This window comes from Bacillus paramobilis (assembly GCF_038096195.1).
GTDB lineage: Bacteria > Bacillota > Bacilli > Bacillales > Bacillaceae_G > Bacillus_A > Bacillus_A mobilis.
This window is the reverse complement of record NZ_CP151108.1, coordinates 2,035,555-2,053,274: the sequence shown is the minus strand read 5'-3', so window position 1 is coordinate 2,053,274 and position 17,720 is coordinate 2,035,555. Positions and strand designations below refer to the sequence as shown.

Below are 17,720 nucleotides of genomic sequence, written 5' to 3'. Positions count from 1 at the left end.
TGAACTGAATAATAAAAAGGCAAGACCGAACATATTCTTGTTCGATTTTGCCTTTTTACTATTGCTTTAAATGATTTTTAACTGCCCTTATAACTAATTCATGATCCTCTTCTGGTGGTAATCCTGAAACTGTTATCATTCCAATGACCCCTACGTCTTTTATTTGGACGGGAACACATCCACCAAACGCAGCATAATCCGATCTATCTAAAAGATACTTTTCATTATATGGAACGCCCGTTATTTCACTTTGTATTTGCATATAATACGAGCTATGATTATGCAAAGAAACAACTCGTTTTTTACGCTCAATCCACTGCGTATTTTCCGCAGTTGTCCCTGTCATCTTGAAATGAAATAGTTGCACACCATTTTTCGCTATATCAACAGCAATCACTTTCCCTTCTTGCCTCGCCGTTTCAACGATAAATAAACCTATTTGCAAAGCATCTTCATTTGTAAAAGAAGAAAATTGAAGTGTTTCCTCCTCTATTAATATTTGCTTACTTATTTCATTCAAATTTGAAGCGCTCATATGTTTATCCCCCTTACTCAACTTTATGCGACTCTATCGTAAGACCTTTCCATATAACTAATACTGTAAAGCGTACTCTTTTCTTCTTGGTACTATTATGAATTATATTTAACTCATTAAAAATGTATGTCCTCTAGTGCTAAACATTTCGTATAGAAGTTTTCTTCCCGCTACTACTTACAAGCATAAAAAACCAGTTACTTAAGCAACCGGTTCGCTAACAAATTTATATGGGATATTCATTCAACCAAAGGAATGCTTGTTCATAATCATCAAAAAATTTTACTGATTCTTTTGTATTAGATTGTTGTAAATAATTCAGTATCTCCCCTTCTTCAAGAAGAAAAGCAATTGCCTTACTGTGTTTCAAAATCGTTTCATTGAAAAACTTATCTTTCCATGCTTTTTGAACAGAAAAATGATCTGGCGTATATCCTTTTCTATCCACCAACAATTTGTATTTCCGTCCCTCGGAAATAAATTGCTGACAAACTTGCTCGAAACTATTAAACCATTCATACACATCATCTGTTTTAATCTTGCCGATAAGACGGGTAACAATTATATCACCCGAAACCATTGCGCTAATATTCAGTTTACTCAACCTAAAATCATCTCCCTTAGCTACAATTATGAGGAAATATCTCATAAAATCAACAAGATAAAAATGTAACGCATTAAAAAGGGACAGACTCTCCAAACGGAGAAGCCTGTCCCAAAATCGTTCTATTTTATATTGCATTAGAACTAACAATCATGAATTAGAATAATGATTTAATACTTGCTAAAACAGTAAGTACACCTACAATAATAACAAATACGTTACTCATTTTCCCTTTGTATTTAGCTAGTACTGGTACTTTATTAATTGCATACATCGGTAATAGACATAAGATAGCAGCAACTAATGGACCGCTTAGAGAATCAATAAGTCCAAGAATACTTGGATTTGTATAAGCAACAAACCAGCATGATAATACAACAAAAGTAAGGACGATTGTCTTAATTGTTTTTTCTTCAATTACTTTTCCACGTGATTTACCGAACTTAATAATCATGTCACGCATTACTTCAAATGCTCCGATATAATGGCCAAGGAAAGACTTTGTAATAGCCACAAAAGCAATGATTGGAGCTGCAATCGTAATTACAGGTGAATTAAGCTCATTCGCAAGATATGAAAGAATTGATAAGTTTTGCTCTTTTGCCATTTTTAAATCCTCTGGAGTCAAGCTTAATGTACTACTCCAAACGAAGAACATAACTACAGCGAATGTCATGATATAACAAACTTTTTGTATTTGTGCACATTTAGCATCAGTAGCCTCTATGCCATACGTAGCTCTCTGCTTCACAACAAATGATGAAATCATAGGTGAATGATTAAATGAGAATACGATGATTGGTAGAACCAACAATATCGTTCCAAAATATCCTGTTCCTGTTGAAGCAGTAGAAACAGCTGAGAAGCTAAGCATTGACGTATTCCACTGTGGAATTAAAGATATTGCGATAAACAGTAGAGAAGCTATGAAAGGATACACTAGCATACTCATAATCTTTACAGTAATATCTTGACCAAAATTCAGTATAGCGATAAGACCAAGAACTAATACAAGTGATAAAATAGCCCTTGGAGGTTCTGGCATGTGCAATTGATGCACGATAAAACTACTTGCAGTGTTTGTAAGCGCAACCGAATACATTAGTACGATTGTATAAATTGAACCGAAATATACGATGTTAAAAATGATACTTGCTTTATTTCCGAAATACTCTCTAATTGTACCTGTGATCCCCTCATCAGCAGAATTAGAAGCGTATATCATTTTAGCAAGTGCCCTATGTGAGTAATACATAACTGGATATGCAAGCAATGTAATTAGTAGTAATGATAATAATCCACCTGAACCTGCATTAATCGGTAAAAAGAGCACCCCTGCTCCAATTGCAGTTCCAAATAGGCTCAATGCCCATGTAGTATCCTGCTTATGCCACTTTTTCGGATCTGCATATTGCTCATTTTTTAGTGCGGTATTTTCAGCTTGAACTTCTATTTTCTTTGCAGTATTCCCGTTCATATAATAACTCCCCCTTGTATCTATTCCTGTGTCTCTTTTTATTGCTAACAAATATTTACCTTTTTGGATAATGAATTCCTTACAAGTTGCCCTACATTGTATGTCCTTCATCAAAATGAATCCAAATTGAAACATTCGCTAGTTAGCGTCCTAACATAAATGTTAGCGTTCACAAAAATGTTTACTCGTAATATCCGCTCTTTATATAAAGAGCGCTTAAGAGAACAATATTGAATAGACTTCATAAATACGTTGCAACATTTCTAATAACAGTGTATTACTTTTATGGTTTCTCTAAATTACTTGTAACAGTAATTTCAGTTAAACCGGCCTCTCTTCATTTATGAGGCATTTCTTTCTCAATTCTATACATCCACTTTAATAGCTTCGGCAGCATTTATGGTATTGATTACACAAGCCACTGAAGCACTTTACATACATTTCGCCTATAACCACACACCTTTCTTACTAATAATCGCATTTTTTATATTTTCTCCAGAGATAATAAAATTTCTCTCGACGCCCTCATTATAACGTGTATATTTATAAAATTAATATTTTTATATTTTCAGAAATATTAATTGGATATAATTTTACATGGATAATATTTTACAGTTAGCATGTAACCCTTGTTCCTATCACTTATAACGGAATTACTTAGCATAAAATACAGTAAAATATTGTTTATTTAAGCTACTCATTTTAAAAATATTTATATTCTTCTTTATCGAAAAATTTTATTTCAAACTAAAAAAGATATTCTAATAAATAATTAATGTGATTAAAAAGAAGTATCTCTTCAAATACATAAACCAATTTTCAGGATATATATTGCCACTATTGCATTCATATACATTTTTAGGAAAATACATATTTTAACTTGATGGCAATGAGAGAACCGCTAATATTTTGCAAAATCTACGCTAAACGGAAAATAAGCTGCCCATATGGACAGCTTATTTACATCATTATTAGGAGGGAGCAAACAAATCACTTCAATGTCATCTTACTTGTAGTTTTTTCAACTCTTCTTCAGAGATATTTCTATGTTTGTAATGAATGGATTTTATTTCATTTCCTTTTAGACGATATTATTGATTATTACACGATTCATCCTATTAAAAGCAAGTAATGTAATCTTTAAAATCCCTCATTAACTAGCTCTCTTATCGAGTTTAATTTTGCAGAGAGCTCAATAAACCATTCTTCATCCCCTGTTAATAATGCAAGGTCTATAAGATAAAGGATTTGTTCCTTATTTATTACCTTTGATTCAGGGAGTTTGTTAACGTGTTTACTAAAGAGTAAAATCGCTTCGTTCTTTGTGTACTTGTCGTCACGTTTCACAATGCTAACTGTAACTACATCTTCCACTTCATCAAGTGATACAATGTAACCAACTATGAATTCACCCTCATTTGATATTCCACGAACCCAATCTCCCTCTTTTAAAACATGATTATTATTTGACATCATACTTTTTCACCTTCTTATAAATATTTTTTGTACCGATAAAAAAGATATAAAAAACAGCTTAAACTGTATTGTTTTTAATTACAGTTATTTTTTAAGAACTCACGGCTACATAATAATTAAGCCGCTTAACGTTCTTGATTAATAAGGTCAACAACTTCTTTCATTGTATAATTCTTTAAATATTCACCTAGATGTTCTTCCGCACCTAAGAAAATAGCAAAAAGAACTTTCCGCATATTCGAACCTACAATACACTGATCATTTGATTCTGGACACTTCGGCTGCAATGCCCCTTCAGAGGTTATTTGATAAATATTCCAAAGATTAATTCCACTTAAATCACGAGCAAAAATAAAACCTCCACCAGTTCCCTCTTTTGATTGTATAAACTTATGTTTTTTTAACAAACTTAGCACTTTTCGAATGCGTACGGGATGAACACCTGCACTTTCTGAAATAGCATTACTTGTAGACATCCGATCTGGCTGTAAAGCTAAATAAGTTAAACTGTGAATGGCCAAGGTAAAGTCGCTGTTCATTGTTGTCCTCCTACGATAAAAAATATGATTTCTCGCTTAGTAACATACTGTAGCCATAAATATTACAGATAGGTTAGTCAAACGTAAAAATATAAGAAGCATGCTTAGCATGAAAAAATAAATCTCTTTATATTCTATCAGAACTCCCCTATATCTCCTAACTTCAATTAACTTTTTAAGTTACTAATCAATTTAAACAGTCCACTGTTTCTTAACTTGTTCTTCTGCCAATTGTTTAATTTGTGTCCAAATCGTATCTTTACTCACAATAACATTTGTGTGATAATTTCTATCTTTATAATTAACTGTAACACGTACTTCAATCACTTCTGTTTCCTCCTTTCAAAATATTACTTATTAATTAGCCATTTTTTGCAATTCCATATTCAAAAATGTTCGAACGCTGCGCGGTAAAAATTTTCGAATTTCATCCTCATTAAAACCAACCTGTAATCTTTTTTCATCCAACATAATTGGACGACGTAACATTTGAGGATACTCAATTATTAATTTATAAAACTCATTAAGCGAAAGCGCCTCAATATTTATATTTAATTCCTGAAAAATTTTAGATCTAGTTGAAATAATTTCAGTAGCACCATCTTCAGTTAAACGAAGAATGGATTTAAGTTCATCAACTATAAGCGAATTTGATACGATATTTTTTTCGGTATAATCAATTTGATGTTCTTCAAGCCATGCTTTTGCTTTTCGGCATGAACTACAGCTTGCTGTCGTATATAAAATCACCATATTTTACACACTCCTTTACTTTTTTAAATTATTATATAGATTATTAAAATGTATTTAAAAAAATTACAGTTTAGAATGCAATACACGTTAGATTATTTATTCGAGAATATTTAATTTATCTGTTTTTTACAAACGATGGCAACTCACTTCTAAAAACCATACTGTAATTTTAAACTTTACAGTTCTATTAATCAACTGTTAAGTCTTGGATACATTCCATTAGTGGAACAAATTATATTCCACTTTATTTATTCATTTCTTTCCTACATGTTTAGCATAATAAAAGCTACTGCATTGAACACAGCAGCATTGCAAGAGGAAATACGCGAACAAAAAAGCAAAGCGCGCACACTTTGCTTCTTACAAAATCCCTTTTAACTTTTTACCAATTAACTCCGCTACATATTCATAACCTTGTCGGCCAAAATGTAAACCGTCTTTTTCATCAGCTGTAATATACTATCACCGAAGCATACTAACGTTTTCATAGAGCTAATTCTCCTTTTACGTACGAAATAACTTCCCTTCTACCGCTTTAATATATCTTTCAGCAGAACGTTCCACTGCCTCATTTGCATTCTCTTTCACTACCCCGTGAAAAGCATTATATAAACGGTTAAATTGCAAAGGCTTCACTCGATTCGCCATTTCCTCCACTTTTCTCGCCGGTAATGGAATTAAGTTCGGATAGCTGTACATGAAGCTCACCCACTGCTGATCCGCTACGACTTGAATAATATCACCTGTTAATAAAATACCTTTCCCGTCATTTCCTTCTTCCCAATGTAATACAGAACCGCCGCTAAAATGTCCTCCGAGACGATGAATAGTAATTCCGTCCGCTAATTGTAAAGACTCCCCAGACCAGTAAATAATACGACTACTCGGGCGTACTACCCACTCTTTATCATCTTCATGTATATAAATTGGTACCTCAAACATTTCTGCCCATTCTACTTGTGTTGAATAATAATGAGGATGAGATAGTGCAATCGCATCTAACCCGCCCCACTCTTTTACCTTCTCAATTGTCGTTTCATCTAAATACGTAATACAATCCCATAATAATCGATAAGAATCCGTCTTTACGACAAATGCCGTTTGACCGATTGCAAATTTTGGTTTTGTCGTAATACTATAAAGTCCATGCTCTTCTTCTATCATTTCATTTTTATATGTATCACTCGTTCGCAAGTTTTCTAAAGCCGTCCAAGACTGCCCTTTCGGATTCACATATTGTCTCTCCTCATCACAAATAACACAACTTACCGGTTCTTCCACACTCGCTGCATACTGTACGCCGCACGTTGTACAAACGAAATTTTTCATCATAATTCCCCCTACCCTATATTTTTATTAAGCTGATTTTTGTTGATAATGATCTAGTTTTTTATTTTCAATTAATAAACCTATTAGAGTCAGTAAATAGACAGCTGTAACTGACAATGGAATGACAGTAAATCCATCGTCTGCAAAAAGAATCCCGCAAACTGAAGTTAGGAATACAGTCCCTATTGACAATAAACCATAACTTTTACTCTCATAAATCCATACGTACGGTACAAAATGAACACCTATTAACATCGCTACTACAAAAGGTAACCACTCTGGAAATTGAAAATAGGCAAGTAATACAAACGGAATATTTAATACATTTATCCCGCCAATTAATCCAGCTAAAGTCCCTAGCGGATTTCCTTTCGCAAACATATCAATTTTTAATATGGCGGCTATCATTAAACCTAAAGGAAACACACAACCCATCCCAATTAAATACACCCACACAACTTGCTTTTCAGAAAGAAGGATACCCGTTACACTCGCTACAATCCAAAACAAAATACCAGCTATTATAACAGGAACTCCCTTCTTCGTTTTTTGCGCTAAATCTCTTTTTGCTTCCGCTATGTTCATTTCATTATCTCCCCCAACTATTTGTACTATAAAGCCGGATTGATTTCGTCCATCCAATAACGCCAAGCTACTAAATAATCTTCTAAATCTTTCGGGTGGTGCCTCAAACATGTATCTATACGCAAATATAATCCTATGACTATCTCCTCGTACAAATCTCGTTCTTGTTTATGAAATACACATTGTTTCATCACATAATCAATCGTTTCTTTCGTTATATCTTCCGGAGTTGAACAGAACGCGTAAATTAAGTCATATAAAGGTTCTCCAAGGACTGGTAACGGATCAATTACTCCATGTAACCTATTTTCTCGAAATATAAAATTATGAAATCCGAAATCACCATGTAATAAAAATGGCTGATTTACTCCGGCATCCCTATTTACTAGTTTAAGAACTGTTCTATACTCTTTCTCACTTATGTAACGTTTTACATTTTCATAAGCTTCCATCACATTTGTCGTTAAAAATTCATTCCAAGATTGAACCGGATTTTCTTTCCACCCCCAGCCATCTGCCTCTGGAACAATTTTATACTTATTGATCACTTCTTTTACAAGTGTACGAAGCGTACTTCGTTTATGTCCTTGTTCGCACCACGTACTCCCTTCAAGGAAAGAATACACAATATAAGTATGTAAAGGTTCCTTATACAAAAGCTTTGAAAATAAAGTATTACCCTCATAAAAAGAAAGAAAATGAGCTTCTTCACGTATTACTTCTGCTTCATTCAGCTTTACTACATATTTTTCATCCAACAAATAAACAGTACTTGTCGTTCCTCCGTTCAACGCTTTTACGCTATTTGGATTATGTGAAATAACTTTCTCCTTAACTAGTTGTGCAGCAATTATTGAAATGTCCATTCTCCCACCCTTTAATTCCGAATATTCCCTTAATTCAAAGGGCAACTTTACTATTATTTGACAAACTAATAGGAAACCCCTTCCAAAATCTTAATATAACAAAAATTCATTTACTTTTATATTTCAAAAATAGGGAAATACTAACAACAACGTTACATACATATAGGAGGACAATATGAAACCTGAATTTTTAAAAGCGGTACATGATGCCATTGGAAATGTCGAGCACATTCATATAGAAGAAAGCGGTGTAGACAGCTTACTAATCCATCATGATGATGTACAGCAGTTACAACAAGTCGCTAAAACGTTAGAAAATAACAATTTCCGCTCTGCTGTAAGAACGACTGGAGATGCTTCGTATATTGAAGTGTTGAACAGATAATGAAAGTCCGGGTGTATTCCGGGCTTTCTTTTTTTATCCAATTGTACTTATGTGTAGCAAACCATTTCACATTATCCATAAAATTCCAAATAGTTATTGAATACTTATAAAATCACACTTTACCACTTCAATTCCCCCACACCAGGCTCAATAAACTTCCCTGAACCATCCCCATTTGAATCTATTACCCAATCATATATATTTTGTGCACCTTCAGCCGGAGTCATATTCGCATCAAAGGCACCAATGTCAGTCTTTAATTTTCCGGGATGAATTGCCGTTACACGAATTCCTTTACTTTCAAACTCTTGTTGTAAACAGAGTGTTAACATATTTTGTGCAGCTTTAGCAATTCGATAGGAATATGAGAACTGACCTTGCGGAAACTCTTTGTTCGCCATTTTATGTAATGATCCTAATCGAGAGGACACATTTATTATTCTCGGATGATCCGATTTCGCTAAAGCCACATATGTACCTTTTACAGCTCGAATTACACCTAAGCAATGAATGTTAAATACGTCCGTTAACTCTTCTGAATTCGTCTGTAAAACCTCAGTCTCCTTCCCAGTAATTCCAGCGTTATTTATAACTAAATCAATAAACTCTGTATATTCCTTAAGCTGGTTCTTAATTTGCTCCGTACTCTCATCAATTGATAAGTCTGCTAATATAGGAAAACATCTACAACTAAACATTTGCTTCAATTGCGTAACCGCAACCTCACTTCTAACTAACGGATAAACGATATGCCCATTTTCATGAAATGCTTTTACTAACTGTAACCCTAATCCGCGATTTCCACCTGTAATTAGAACTCTCATATTTCCATCTCCTTATTTTTAAAATAAATAAGAAAATCCATCCACTTATCCTTCTCTAAAGAAAACGCCTCTCTCTTGCATTCAAAAGAAAAACCAGCTCTTTCTGCAAGACGAACGGATGGTTCATTATCAACATGTATATGTAATTCAATTCTATGAAAACGAAGGCTATTAAAAAATAACGATAACGCAGCTTTCACACTTTCCATGCCATATCCATTTTTCCAGTATTGATTATGTATGGAATATCCCATCATCGCCCACTGATAGTCCATACGTAAAATTTTTATAAGCTCTAGCTTTCCAATGTTAGCCCCGTCTTCTTTACGAAAAATACCTAATACATCTCATCTCGATGTGCTGCTTCATCAAAACCTCTTATCCATTCCGCGAACCATTCTTTTGTTGAAGACGACATGTCATGATAGCCATCATCGTATTTATACTGAGCTGGTAACCGCATTTGGAATCCATCGAACCAACTTTCATAATCATCATTTTGGAACGGACGAATCATAAGTCTCTCTGTCTCTATTTGTAATGGCGGCAGCTTCATTTATATCTCTTCCTTTAATTATTGATTGAATATTCTTTATTATATTACAAGAAATACAAAATCTAGTAAATTATTATGTTTTTGATAAACAGAGCTCTGTTAAACTACAATGTCGATTTTTGAGACATACAAAAAGGCAACCCCGTTCTGAAGGGTTTCCTTTTGCCATTACACTACCAATGTTATCTATGATTTAAAACGGTATATTCTGTCTTTAATATCCCATAAACATCAACATCTTCATATGTATTTAATAAAAGTCTATTCTGTCTCAATGTGCCTTCTTTACGCAAACCCGACTTTTCTAACACCTTAATCGATGATCTGTTTCTGGAAATAGCAGATGCCCAAATTTTGTTTAGACCTAATTCAATAAAGCCAAAATGAATCATTCTATTTACAGCCTCGGTTGCAAAACCTTTCCCCCAATAATTCTTACCAATCCAATAACCAAGCTCACCTCTATTGTTACCTTTGTCAATTCTTAATGTAATTGTACCTACAATTTCTCTTGATTCTTTAGAAATGATTCCTAAAGGATATTCGATTCCTTGCCTTATAAGTTCTGGTTGCATATCAACCCAATCTTGCGCGAACTCCAATTTATATGGGTGTGGAAGCCCAAGAATATTGGCTAATTCCTTGTCATTAGCTAATTCTTTAATTCTACATACATCATCATTGGTAAAAGGTTCTATACATAAATGCTCAGATTCTAATTTTATAGCCACATTTTCTCCCCCTTGTACTGAAATTAATTAACTTCCTTTATTTTCAATATTACACTAAAAACAAACAAAAAGTTTCAAATATTAACAATATCCACTAACAGAATCATAAACAAAAAATCCAGTTATGCTTTGTACATAACTGGATTCCTCATCAACTAATCACTTTTTATTTTACAAGTACATCATCTCTTAATTCCCTCTTCAACACTTTCCCTAACGCATTTTTCGGTAATTCTTCCATAAATACAACTTCGGGTATTTTATAACTTGCTAGTTTTTCTTTACAGTGCTGTATAATTTCTTCTTCCGTTAAAGACGTTTGCGTATCTTTTACAATGTACGCTGTCGGAACCTCCCCCCAAAAGTCATCCGGAACTCCAACTACTGCAACTTCTAAAACACCATGTATTTCATGAATAATATCTTCTACTTGATCTGGATATACGTTATCACCACCGCGAATGATAACGTCTTTATATCTTCCCATAATATGCAGGAATCCGTCGTCATCTATCATGCCAGCATCGCCCATGTTAAACCAATTATCTTTTACTACCTTCTTTGTCGCCTTTTCATTATTCCAATACCCTTTAAACATGTATGGACTTTTCACATGAATCTCGCCAACTTCATTTGTTGTTAGTTCATCACCTGTTTCTGGATGGACGATTTTCAGCTCTACATGTTTAAGAGTTTTTCCTACAGAAGACATCTTTTCTTTTCCCATCATTGGATGCCAAGAAGTGACTACCCAACCTTCTGTACTTCCATATCCTTGCACCATATATATTCCTTTTTCCATATATTTTTGAATAAGTGTTTCTGGCACTTTTGTACCACCGCTTTGCGCTACTTTAAAAGTTGAAATGTTACGTTCTTTTTTATTTAGCTCATCAAGCATGTAGCTATACACGGCTGGGAACGCAAGCATCGTCGTAATCTTCTCTTCTTCAATCTTATCCCAAATAAGAGTAGGATTCGAATCAGCTAAGAAGATCATCGTAACGCCATGATAAATACAATTTAAAATAGAAAGCACGCCACTCATGTGAAATAATGGGTGCACGGATAAAAAGCGTTCACCTGCCGGAATTTCTCTTTGTCCCGCAATTTCAGTAAAGTAATGATGTAAGTTTTTATGTCCAATTACGCATGCTTTTGCCTGCCCAGTCGTTCCTGAAGTAAATAAGTAAATCGCATCATCATCTTCATGAACTTCTACGTCCGGTTCTGTACTTGGCTGTTCTTGTAATATTAATTCGAGTGAACCAAAGCCTTCTTCTGTCGTTTTAATTACATAAGGAATTTCTTTAACAGCATCAATCTTTAATAAAAATCCACTTAAATCATTATCAATAACTAATACTTTTAATTTTGCCTCTTTTACAATCGTTTCTAATTCAAAAGCAGTAAGCTGATGATTTAGCGGTATACATACCGCTCCAATTTTTAAACTTGCCATCATAACGCTTGGAAATGGATGATTATTTTTGCATAGTATTCCAATACGATCTCCTCTTTGTACACCGCTTTGTAACAAATAGTGTGCAAACTGATTTACTCGTTCATTATACTGTTGAAACGAATACCTTTTCTCTCCCCCTACAAGCGCTTCCAAATTTGGTGATTGCATTGCTCTTTTTTGTAATAATTTTTGCATCGTTCTCAAGTAAAACTCCCCTTTATATATGTTAGATTTTTTATTTTATCAGATTAACTATTAATTTACTAAAGATTACACTTAGTGAATATAAATTCAATAAAAATAGCCATCTACTTAACAAGTAAATGGCTATTTCCTCTTATATATTAGAATACTCCTTATTCATCACATATCGTACATACTCAGGTGCACTTTTATCAATCTCTTCATCACTTAATTTATATTCGGCACCGTATAAATAAAACGAAGGTATAAATTTCATATCTGTATATAAGCACGTAGCTTGAAAGGGTTTCGTTAATTCATCCATTGTGATTCCGCTATTTTCATAGTCTTTTTCTAATCCACCTATAGAAATAGCTACACCAAACTCTTTTCCCTTCACTTTATCCCCTTTTGATCCGTACGCAAATCCATATGTTAATACATCGTCAAACCATTTTTTCAATAATGGTGGTGAGCTGTACCAGTAGAGTGGAAATTGAAATATATATCGGTCGTGTTCTACTAACAGCTTTTGTTCCTCTTCCACATTAAACTCCCAATTCGGTGCCACTTTATACAATTCATGCACCGTAATTTCATCCGAATATTTCTCAAGTTCTTCAATCCATCTTTTATTAATTTTTGATTTTTCAATATCAGGATGTGCTACAATTACAAGTGTTTTCATCATCTTCCATCCCCTTTATAAATTATTCAACCCTTTACGTATTAGTATGACTGAGTCACATATAATTGAAAAGTACGTACTTTAAAGTGCTATAGGAACCTTAAAGTACCTTTGGAGGTGTTATATGAATCAAAATGAAGACTGCCCAATTGCAACGACACTCGATGTAATCGGCGGAAAATGGAAAGTTCATATTTTATGTGTTTTGATGGATGGAAAAATGCGAACAAATGAAATCCGACGAGAAATCCCAACCATTACACAAAAAGTTCTTACACAACAACTTCGGCAACTTGAAGCTGATGGGATTATCCATCGTACTGTATATCAAGAAGTACCACCAAAGGTTGAATACACCATAAGCGAATATGGGAAATCTTTAATGCAAATTATGGATGAACTATGCGAATGGGGAAAAGATCATCAAATCAAAAGATTACATGACTAAACTAGTGGGAACGGCACATCACTATCAAGCTAACAAAAAGACCCTAATAAGATAACTTTCATTTTTATAGTCCATTTAAAATTTAGCTTGATAGTGATACGGCAAGACCCAAATAAAGAAAAACATTAGACAAATAGAAAAACAACAACAACAAATACGACTAACGTTACTAAGAAAATTACAGTTACTGAAGTGCTTTCTTTTGAAGTCTAAACAGTCACCCTTTAAGCTAAACTTAATAATATCGCTTTTGTACGGTTATCCGTTACTTCATAATAAATTTCTAATCCTTTCCGAGTACCTGTAACGACTTTAGTAGCTTTTAGTTTAGATAAATGTTGACTAATTGTACTTTGAGGCATTTGTAATGTTTCATACATTGTCGTTACGTTAATAGGACCTTTTGCAAGCATTATTTTTACTAATGATAAACGGACCGGATGTGCTAATACCTTCAATACTTCAGTGATTTCTTCATACATTTCTCTCATATTTTTTCTCCCCTTTTATATAACTATTAACGATATCCATATATATAATTCGAAAGGATATACGATTTTATGTCCGTCATTTTAAAAAAATATTAAAAAATCTCTTCAGATGGAGGGAATCCTCCCTATTCTATAGATTATTCTTTCACTCGATATTATGTGGTAGGGGCCTTCCTTACTGAGACCCTCTGCCGTTGCTCCCTTGCTGATTCCCATTATTCCCTTGTGACCCTCTACCATTATTTTCTTGCTGGTGCCCATTATTCCCTTGCGATTCTCTTCCGTTGTTTCCTTGACCATTTCCCTTATTCCCTTGCGACCCTCTACCATTGTTGCCTTGACCATTTCCCTTATTCCCTTGCGATTCTCTTCCGTTGTTTCCTTGACCATTTCCCTTATTCTCTTGCGATTCTCTTCCATTGTTCCCTTGACCATTTCCCTTATTCCCTTGCGATTCTCTTCCGTTGTTGCCTTGATCATTTCCATTATTCCCATGTGATTCTCTTCCGTTGTTCCCTTGCTGATTTCCATTATTTCCTTGTGAGCCTCTTCCATTGTTCTCTTGCTGGTGCCCATTACTTCCTTGCGACCCTCTTCCGTTATTCTCTTGCTGGTGCCCATTACTTCCTTGCGACCCTCTTCCGTTGTTCTCTTGCTGGTGCCCATTACTTCCTTGCGACCCTCTTCCGTTGCTCTCTTGCTGATTTCCACTATTCCCTTGCGAGCCTCTTCCGTTGCTCTCTTGCTGATTTCCACTATTCCCTTGCGAGCCTCTTCCGTTGTTCTCTTGCTGGTGCCCATTATTTTCTTTTATCTGCTTCGGTTGTTGTTCCTTATATTGCTTTTTTTCTATATACTCTTTCTTCTCGTTGCTTTCTTCTTTTACAGGAGGTGCCTCCGATGATGCATTAGAAGATGACTTTTGTTGTTCTTGATTAGACGGCGATGCAGATGGAGTAAGCGATTTTTTCTTCTCATTCTCTTGTTTTATATAAACGCCCGTTCCAACTCCTGCTTTCTTGGCATCCTCCCGTATTTGCATCGTACTGCTTTGATATTCAACTGTAATATGTTTTATCTCATACTCTTTCTTTAATTCCTGCAAAGCCTTTTCCAACTGTGGTTCTAGCGACTTGTCCTTTGCAACAGCCGTTAGCATAACTTTCTTATCATTTGTTAAGTACTTATCCTCTTGACTCTGCTTTATAATCGTACGTATTACGTCTTGCAGATATTTATTTTCCCACCCTTTCATTTCTTGTAAAATACGCCTTCCATCATCATTACAAGCCCGCAAATCTATAACACGAAGATCCTCCGTTACGCTCGCCTCTAAACTTGGATTTATATCAACTGAGACATAAGCAAACACTTTTTCTTCTGGTTGATTGTAGAAAAACAGCAATACGCATAGAAAACCAGCAACAATTACTGTTGTAGGCTTTAAGAAAGGTGGTATTGAAAAACGCGGAGCTCTTTGTTCTTGTTTGTTAAACGAGATTTCCTCTCCTATCATGTATGGATGCGCTTTTCTTTTAAATGTAATAAACTCTCCATTTGGAGTTAAAACAACTACGTTATGCTTTTTTATATCCATCACAATTCCTTTATTCATCATGCTTTTCCCCTCTTATGTAATCAAGAATATATGTATAGTTGTTTGCAAAAATAATGCACATTGCAATAATGTATTTTCTATGTCGTTCCAACGTTTTACGACTTACCCTAACAAGTGGTTCAATATCTTTTAAGGGTAATTTTTTCTTTCGGAAGAGCTCTTCCATCATTTCCTCTTCTTTTATAATAATCTTCACAATTTCTATTAGGTGCTCACGCGTATCACGATGCTTAGGAGATTCTTTAGCAAGCTCTGAAAATGTGATTTTAAACTCAGCCAACACACTTTGAAAATGAAGAATTTCCTCCTTACGGTTACTATTTTCCATCTCTTTCATATACTCCATAAGCGATACTTGCATTTCTAACATTTCCTCTTGCTCATCTTCTTTTAAAAAGACAAAGTTATGCTTAGACTCCTTGCGTACATAATCAATTACATCTCTTTTTATAAGAAGATCAGCAAACGCTAAAAAAGATTTCCCTTTTTTATATGAATACTGTTCAATTGCTTCGTTAAACGCAAACAGTCCAATACTATATTCATCATCCTGTTCTGTAATATATCGGCGACAGACAGACGAGATTGATTTTCTAATAAAAGGCTGATACTGTACGATAAATACTTCCTTATCTCCTCCGTTGTTTTGTATGTTACATACGATATCTTCTATTTTCGGTTTTCTTAGGATCTTCATTACTAAACTCAACACTAGTAATCTCCCAGCCTCCTTCAAATAGCAAAAAGGCCACTAAACAAATGACCATTCAACCACATTTTGTTAGTATTTTTCTTGAGGTTTATCCTCTTGCTGTTACTTATATTTTTCGAGACCAACTTTTTTCACCGTTTTCTTAATAATTTTCTTTTTCTCTCGGCACTAAAGTTAAGTTTGTATTTTTCATGTACTTTCTTATTTTCTTCCGCTTGTTTTGCTTGCTCTTTTTCTATTTTATCTGCAATCCTTGAATAACTCTTCTCTATGCCATTGGTAATTTCATCCTTTTATTTCGGATGCCCACTTAATCTAGTAATTTTATTAACACTTCAATATTCTTTCATCATCATTTTTCTTCTATTAATTTTCTTCACTAATATATATTCGTAGGAATACAAAGTTTTATGGGGGTCAAAAAATATTTTTTATAAAATATATATATATTTAAAAAATAAAAACCATTGATTTGAAAAAAGGCTAATCAATGGTTTTCTTATAATATCTATTAAATTAAATTGGGCTCTCATTATATATAAGAATATCTGCTGTTCTCACTATTTCCTGCCGATTTTCTCTAATGTTATCTTTTTTGATTATCATAATATATCTTATCTACATATTTTTGATCATTTCTTTTTAGATGCGTTTTTATCGTGATTTTTTAATGTAATACACTTATATGATTTTGCTATTTCCTCTATTTTATTAGATACATATCTGTCTCTATTTTTTAACTCTGTAACGGAATCAAGACTAATTTCTTACAGAATGAAACCAAGGCAATTGTTTAACACATGTATCGCCATAACATATGCAAGGGATCTTTTAGAAATCAGATAAGCAATAGTAAGTATCACCGCGCCTGGTAAATAAATGGCATAATCCGAAAGCTGGTTCGTATGAAGGAATGTAAAGATTAGAATCGAAATGATAGATGCAATAGCAGTACCAATATAATGCGAAAAGCGATTTATTAAAATATAACGAAACACAATTTCTTCAAGTATTGGACCCAGAATACCAAATACAAGCAATGTAAATATAAGAGGTACCTCCGCACCTGCTTCAAGGAGCTGTTCTTGGTTCTCTGGCTGACCAGTTGCTAGAAAATGCATAATAGAATTTTCAATAATTACCATAAGTAAAACCACCATAGGAATACTTACTATTTTCAAAATTGTTTTCTCTTTAAAATATGCAACACTCTCAATAATTTCGTTCTTAAATAAAATTATTCCAACAATAGCAGGTACAGTAAAACCGATGGCACCAAGAGCAAATTCTGATTCAACTAAATTGGTGTTAGTTAAAAGTGATATGCCAAATAATATGAACAAACCCATTTGAAATGGTAAGAACAGTGTTAAAATTACTAGCATAATAAGTTCTTTTTTATTCATTTTTATAAAGTTCATTTTATTATCCTCCTAATTAAATTACCTACAATCT

At 33.9% G+C, this 17,720-nt stretch carries 20 protein-coding genes and 2 pseudogenes; 2 read left to right on the top strand and 20 right to left on the bottom strand.

The genetic code is table 11. The features are described from left to right. Positions 1-58: 58 nt before the first annotated feature. From AABL52_RS10590 to AABL52_RS10540, 11 genes and pseudogenes are all read right to left on the bottom strand, one after another. Positions 59-535 (bottom strand): heme-degrading domain-containing protein, encoded by a 477-nt coding sequence (locus AABL52_RS10590; protein WP_341519336.1) that lies wholly within the window; start codon positions 533-535, stop codon positions 59-61. Between the two features lie 226 nt (positions 536-761). Next, entirely contained in the window at positions 762-1,184 is a 423-nt protein-coding gene (locus tag AABL52_RS10585) for an STAS/SEC14 domain-containing protein (RefSeq protein ID WP_341519707.1), read from the bottom strand. A 112-nt stretch (positions 1,185-1,296) separates the two neighbouring features. Beyond that, positions 1,297-2,616, bottom strand: coding sequence for an aromatic amino acid transport family protein (locus AABL52_RS10580; RefSeq protein ID WP_001014164.1), 1,320 nt, complete (start codon positions 2,614-2,616; stop codon positions 1,297-1,299). 1,140 nt (positions 2,617-3,756) lie between these two features. Further along, entirely contained in the window at positions 3,757-4,092 is a 336-nt protein-coding gene (locus AABL52_RS10575; RefSeq protein ID WP_340420551.1) for an IDEAL domain-containing protein, read from the bottom strand. 125 nt (positions 4,093-4,217) lie between these two features. Continuing rightward, positions 4,218-4,631 carry an Rrf2-family transcriptional regulator SaiR gene (saiR, locus tag AABL52_RS10570; protein WP_341519335.1) on the bottom strand — a complete coding sequence of 138 codons (414 nt, stop codon included), beginning with the start codon at positions 4,629-4,631 and terminating at the stop codon, positions 4,218-4,220. 192 nt (positions 4,632-4,823) lie between these two features. Continuing rightward, positions 4,824-4,958: a BA3454 family stress response protein gene (locus tag AABL52_RS10565; protein WP_048546548.1), complete on the bottom strand. Its 135-nt coding sequence runs from the start codon at positions 4,956-4,958 to the stop codon at positions 4,824-4,826. Between the two features lie 30 nt (positions 4,959-4,988). Beyond that, the gene (spxA, locus tag AABL52_RS10560) at positions 4,989-5,384 is read right to left on the bottom strand and encodes a transcriptional regulator SpxA (protein ID WP_341519334.1); all 396 of its coding nucleotides are present in this window, start codon (positions 5,382-5,384) and stop codon (positions 4,989-4,991) included. A gap of 360 nt (positions 5,385-5,744) precedes the next feature. Further along, positions 5,745-5,843 (bottom strand): annotated as a pseudogene (locus tag AABL52_RS10555) (esterase); the annotation flags it as partial. A gap of 45 nt (positions 5,844-5,888) precedes the next feature. Next, complete coding sequence (locus AABL52_RS10550; RefSeq protein WP_341519706.1) at positions 5,889-6,713, bottom strand: hypothetical protein; 825 nt, start codon at positions 6,711-6,713, stop codon at positions 5,889-5,891. 27 nt (positions 6,714-6,740) lie between these two features. Continuing rightward, entirely contained in the window at positions 6,741-7,298 is a 558-nt protein-coding gene (locus tag AABL52_RS10545) for a DUF7010 family protein (protein WP_341519333.1), read from the bottom strand. Positions 7,299-7,324: 26 nt separating this feature from the next. Next, the gene (locus AABL52_RS10540) at positions 7,325-8,164 is read right to left on the bottom strand and encodes a phosphotransferase family protein (protein WP_341519332.1); all 840 of its coding nucleotides are present in this window, start codon (positions 8,162-8,164) and stop codon (positions 7,325-7,327) included. 175 nt (positions 8,165-8,339) lie between these two features. Between AABL52_RS10540 and AABL52_RS10535 the strand changes: the two genes are divergently transcribed. Continuing rightward, positions 8,340-8,549: a hypothetical protein gene (locus AABL52_RS10535; protein WP_000801657.1), complete on the top strand. Its 210-nt coding sequence runs from the start codon at positions 8,340-8,342 to the stop codon at positions 8,547-8,549. A gap of 119 nt (positions 8,550-8,668) precedes the next feature. Here AABL52_RS10535 and AABL52_RS10530 read toward each other — a convergent pair whose 3' ends face one another. The 5 genes and pseudogenes from AABL52_RS10530 to AABL52_RS10510 all read right to left on the bottom strand — a co-directional run bounded on the left by AABL52_RS10530 (position 8,669) and on the right by AABL52_RS10510 (position 12,996). After that, positions 8,669-9,373: an SDR family NAD(P)-dependent oxidoreductase gene (locus AABL52_RS10530; RefSeq protein WP_341519331.1), complete on the bottom strand. Its 705-nt coding sequence runs from the start codon at positions 9,371-9,373 to the stop codon at positions 8,669-8,671. Then, positions 9,370-9,929 (bottom strand): annotated as a pseudogene (locus AABL52_RS10525) (GNAT family N-acetyltransferase). The gene AABL52_RS10530 and the pseudogene AABL52_RS10525 overlap by 4 nt, the downstream one beginning before the upstream one ends. Before the next feature lie 182 nt (positions 9,930-10,111). Then, entirely contained in the window at positions 10,112-10,660 is a 549-nt protein-coding gene (locus tag AABL52_RS10520) for a GNAT family N-acetyltransferase (protein ID WP_000985511.1), read from the bottom strand. Positions 10,661-10,826: 166 nt separating this feature from the next. After that, positions 10,827-12,329 (bottom strand): class I adenylate-forming enzyme family protein, encoded by a 1,503-nt coding sequence (locus AABL52_RS10515; protein ID WP_341519330.1) that lies wholly within the window; start codon positions 12,327-12,329, stop codon positions 10,827-10,829. Between the two features lie 133 nt (positions 12,330-12,462). Next, positions 12,463-12,996 carry an NAD(P)H-dependent oxidoreductase gene (locus AABL52_RS10510; protein WP_141539405.1) on the bottom strand — a complete coding sequence of 178 codons (534 nt, stop codon included), beginning with the start codon at positions 12,994-12,996 and terminating at the stop codon, positions 12,463-12,465. A 124-nt stretch (positions 12,997-13,120) separates the two neighbouring features. On the opposite strand from AABL52_RS10510, the gene AABL52_RS10505 reads away from it, so the two are divergent. Then, complete coding sequence (locus AABL52_RS10505; RefSeq protein WP_097843042.1) at positions 13,121-13,444, top strand: winged helix-turn-helix transcriptional regulator; 324 nt, start codon at positions 13,121-13,123, stop codon at positions 13,442-13,444. 224 nt (positions 13,445-13,668) lie between these two features. Here the strand turns inward: AABL52_RS10505 and AABL52_RS10500 are convergent, their stop codons facing one another. From AABL52_RS10500 to AABL52_RS10485, 4 genes are all read right to left on the bottom strand, one after another. Beyond that, a complete protein-coding gene (locus tag AABL52_RS10500; RefSeq protein WP_061680336.1) occupies positions 13,669-13,935 on the bottom strand; it encodes an ArsR/SmtB family transcription factor in 267 nt (88 codons plus the stop codon). Between the two features lie 175 nt (positions 13,936-14,110). Next, positions 14,111-15,550, bottom strand: a complete 1,440-nt coding sequence (locus AABL52_RS10495) for an anti-sigma-I factor RsgI family protein (RefSeq protein ID WP_341519705.1) — start codon at positions 15,548-15,550, stop codon at positions 14,111-14,113. Further along, positions 15,543-16,265 carry an RNA polymerase sigma factor SigI gene (sigI, locus tag AABL52_RS10490; protein WP_341519329.1) on the bottom strand — a complete coding sequence of 241 codons (723 nt, stop codon included), beginning with the start codon at positions 16,263-16,265 and terminating at the stop codon, positions 15,543-15,545. Before sigI ends, AABL52_RS10495 begins: the two co-directional genes overlap by 8 nt. 767 nt (positions 16,266-17,032) lie before the next feature. Then, a complete protein-coding gene (locus AABL52_RS10485) occupies positions 17,033-17,686 on the bottom strand; it encodes a CPBP family intramembrane glutamic endopeptidase (protein ID WP_341519328.1) in 654 nt (217 codons plus the stop codon). Positions 17,687-17,720: the final 34 nt, after the last annotated feature.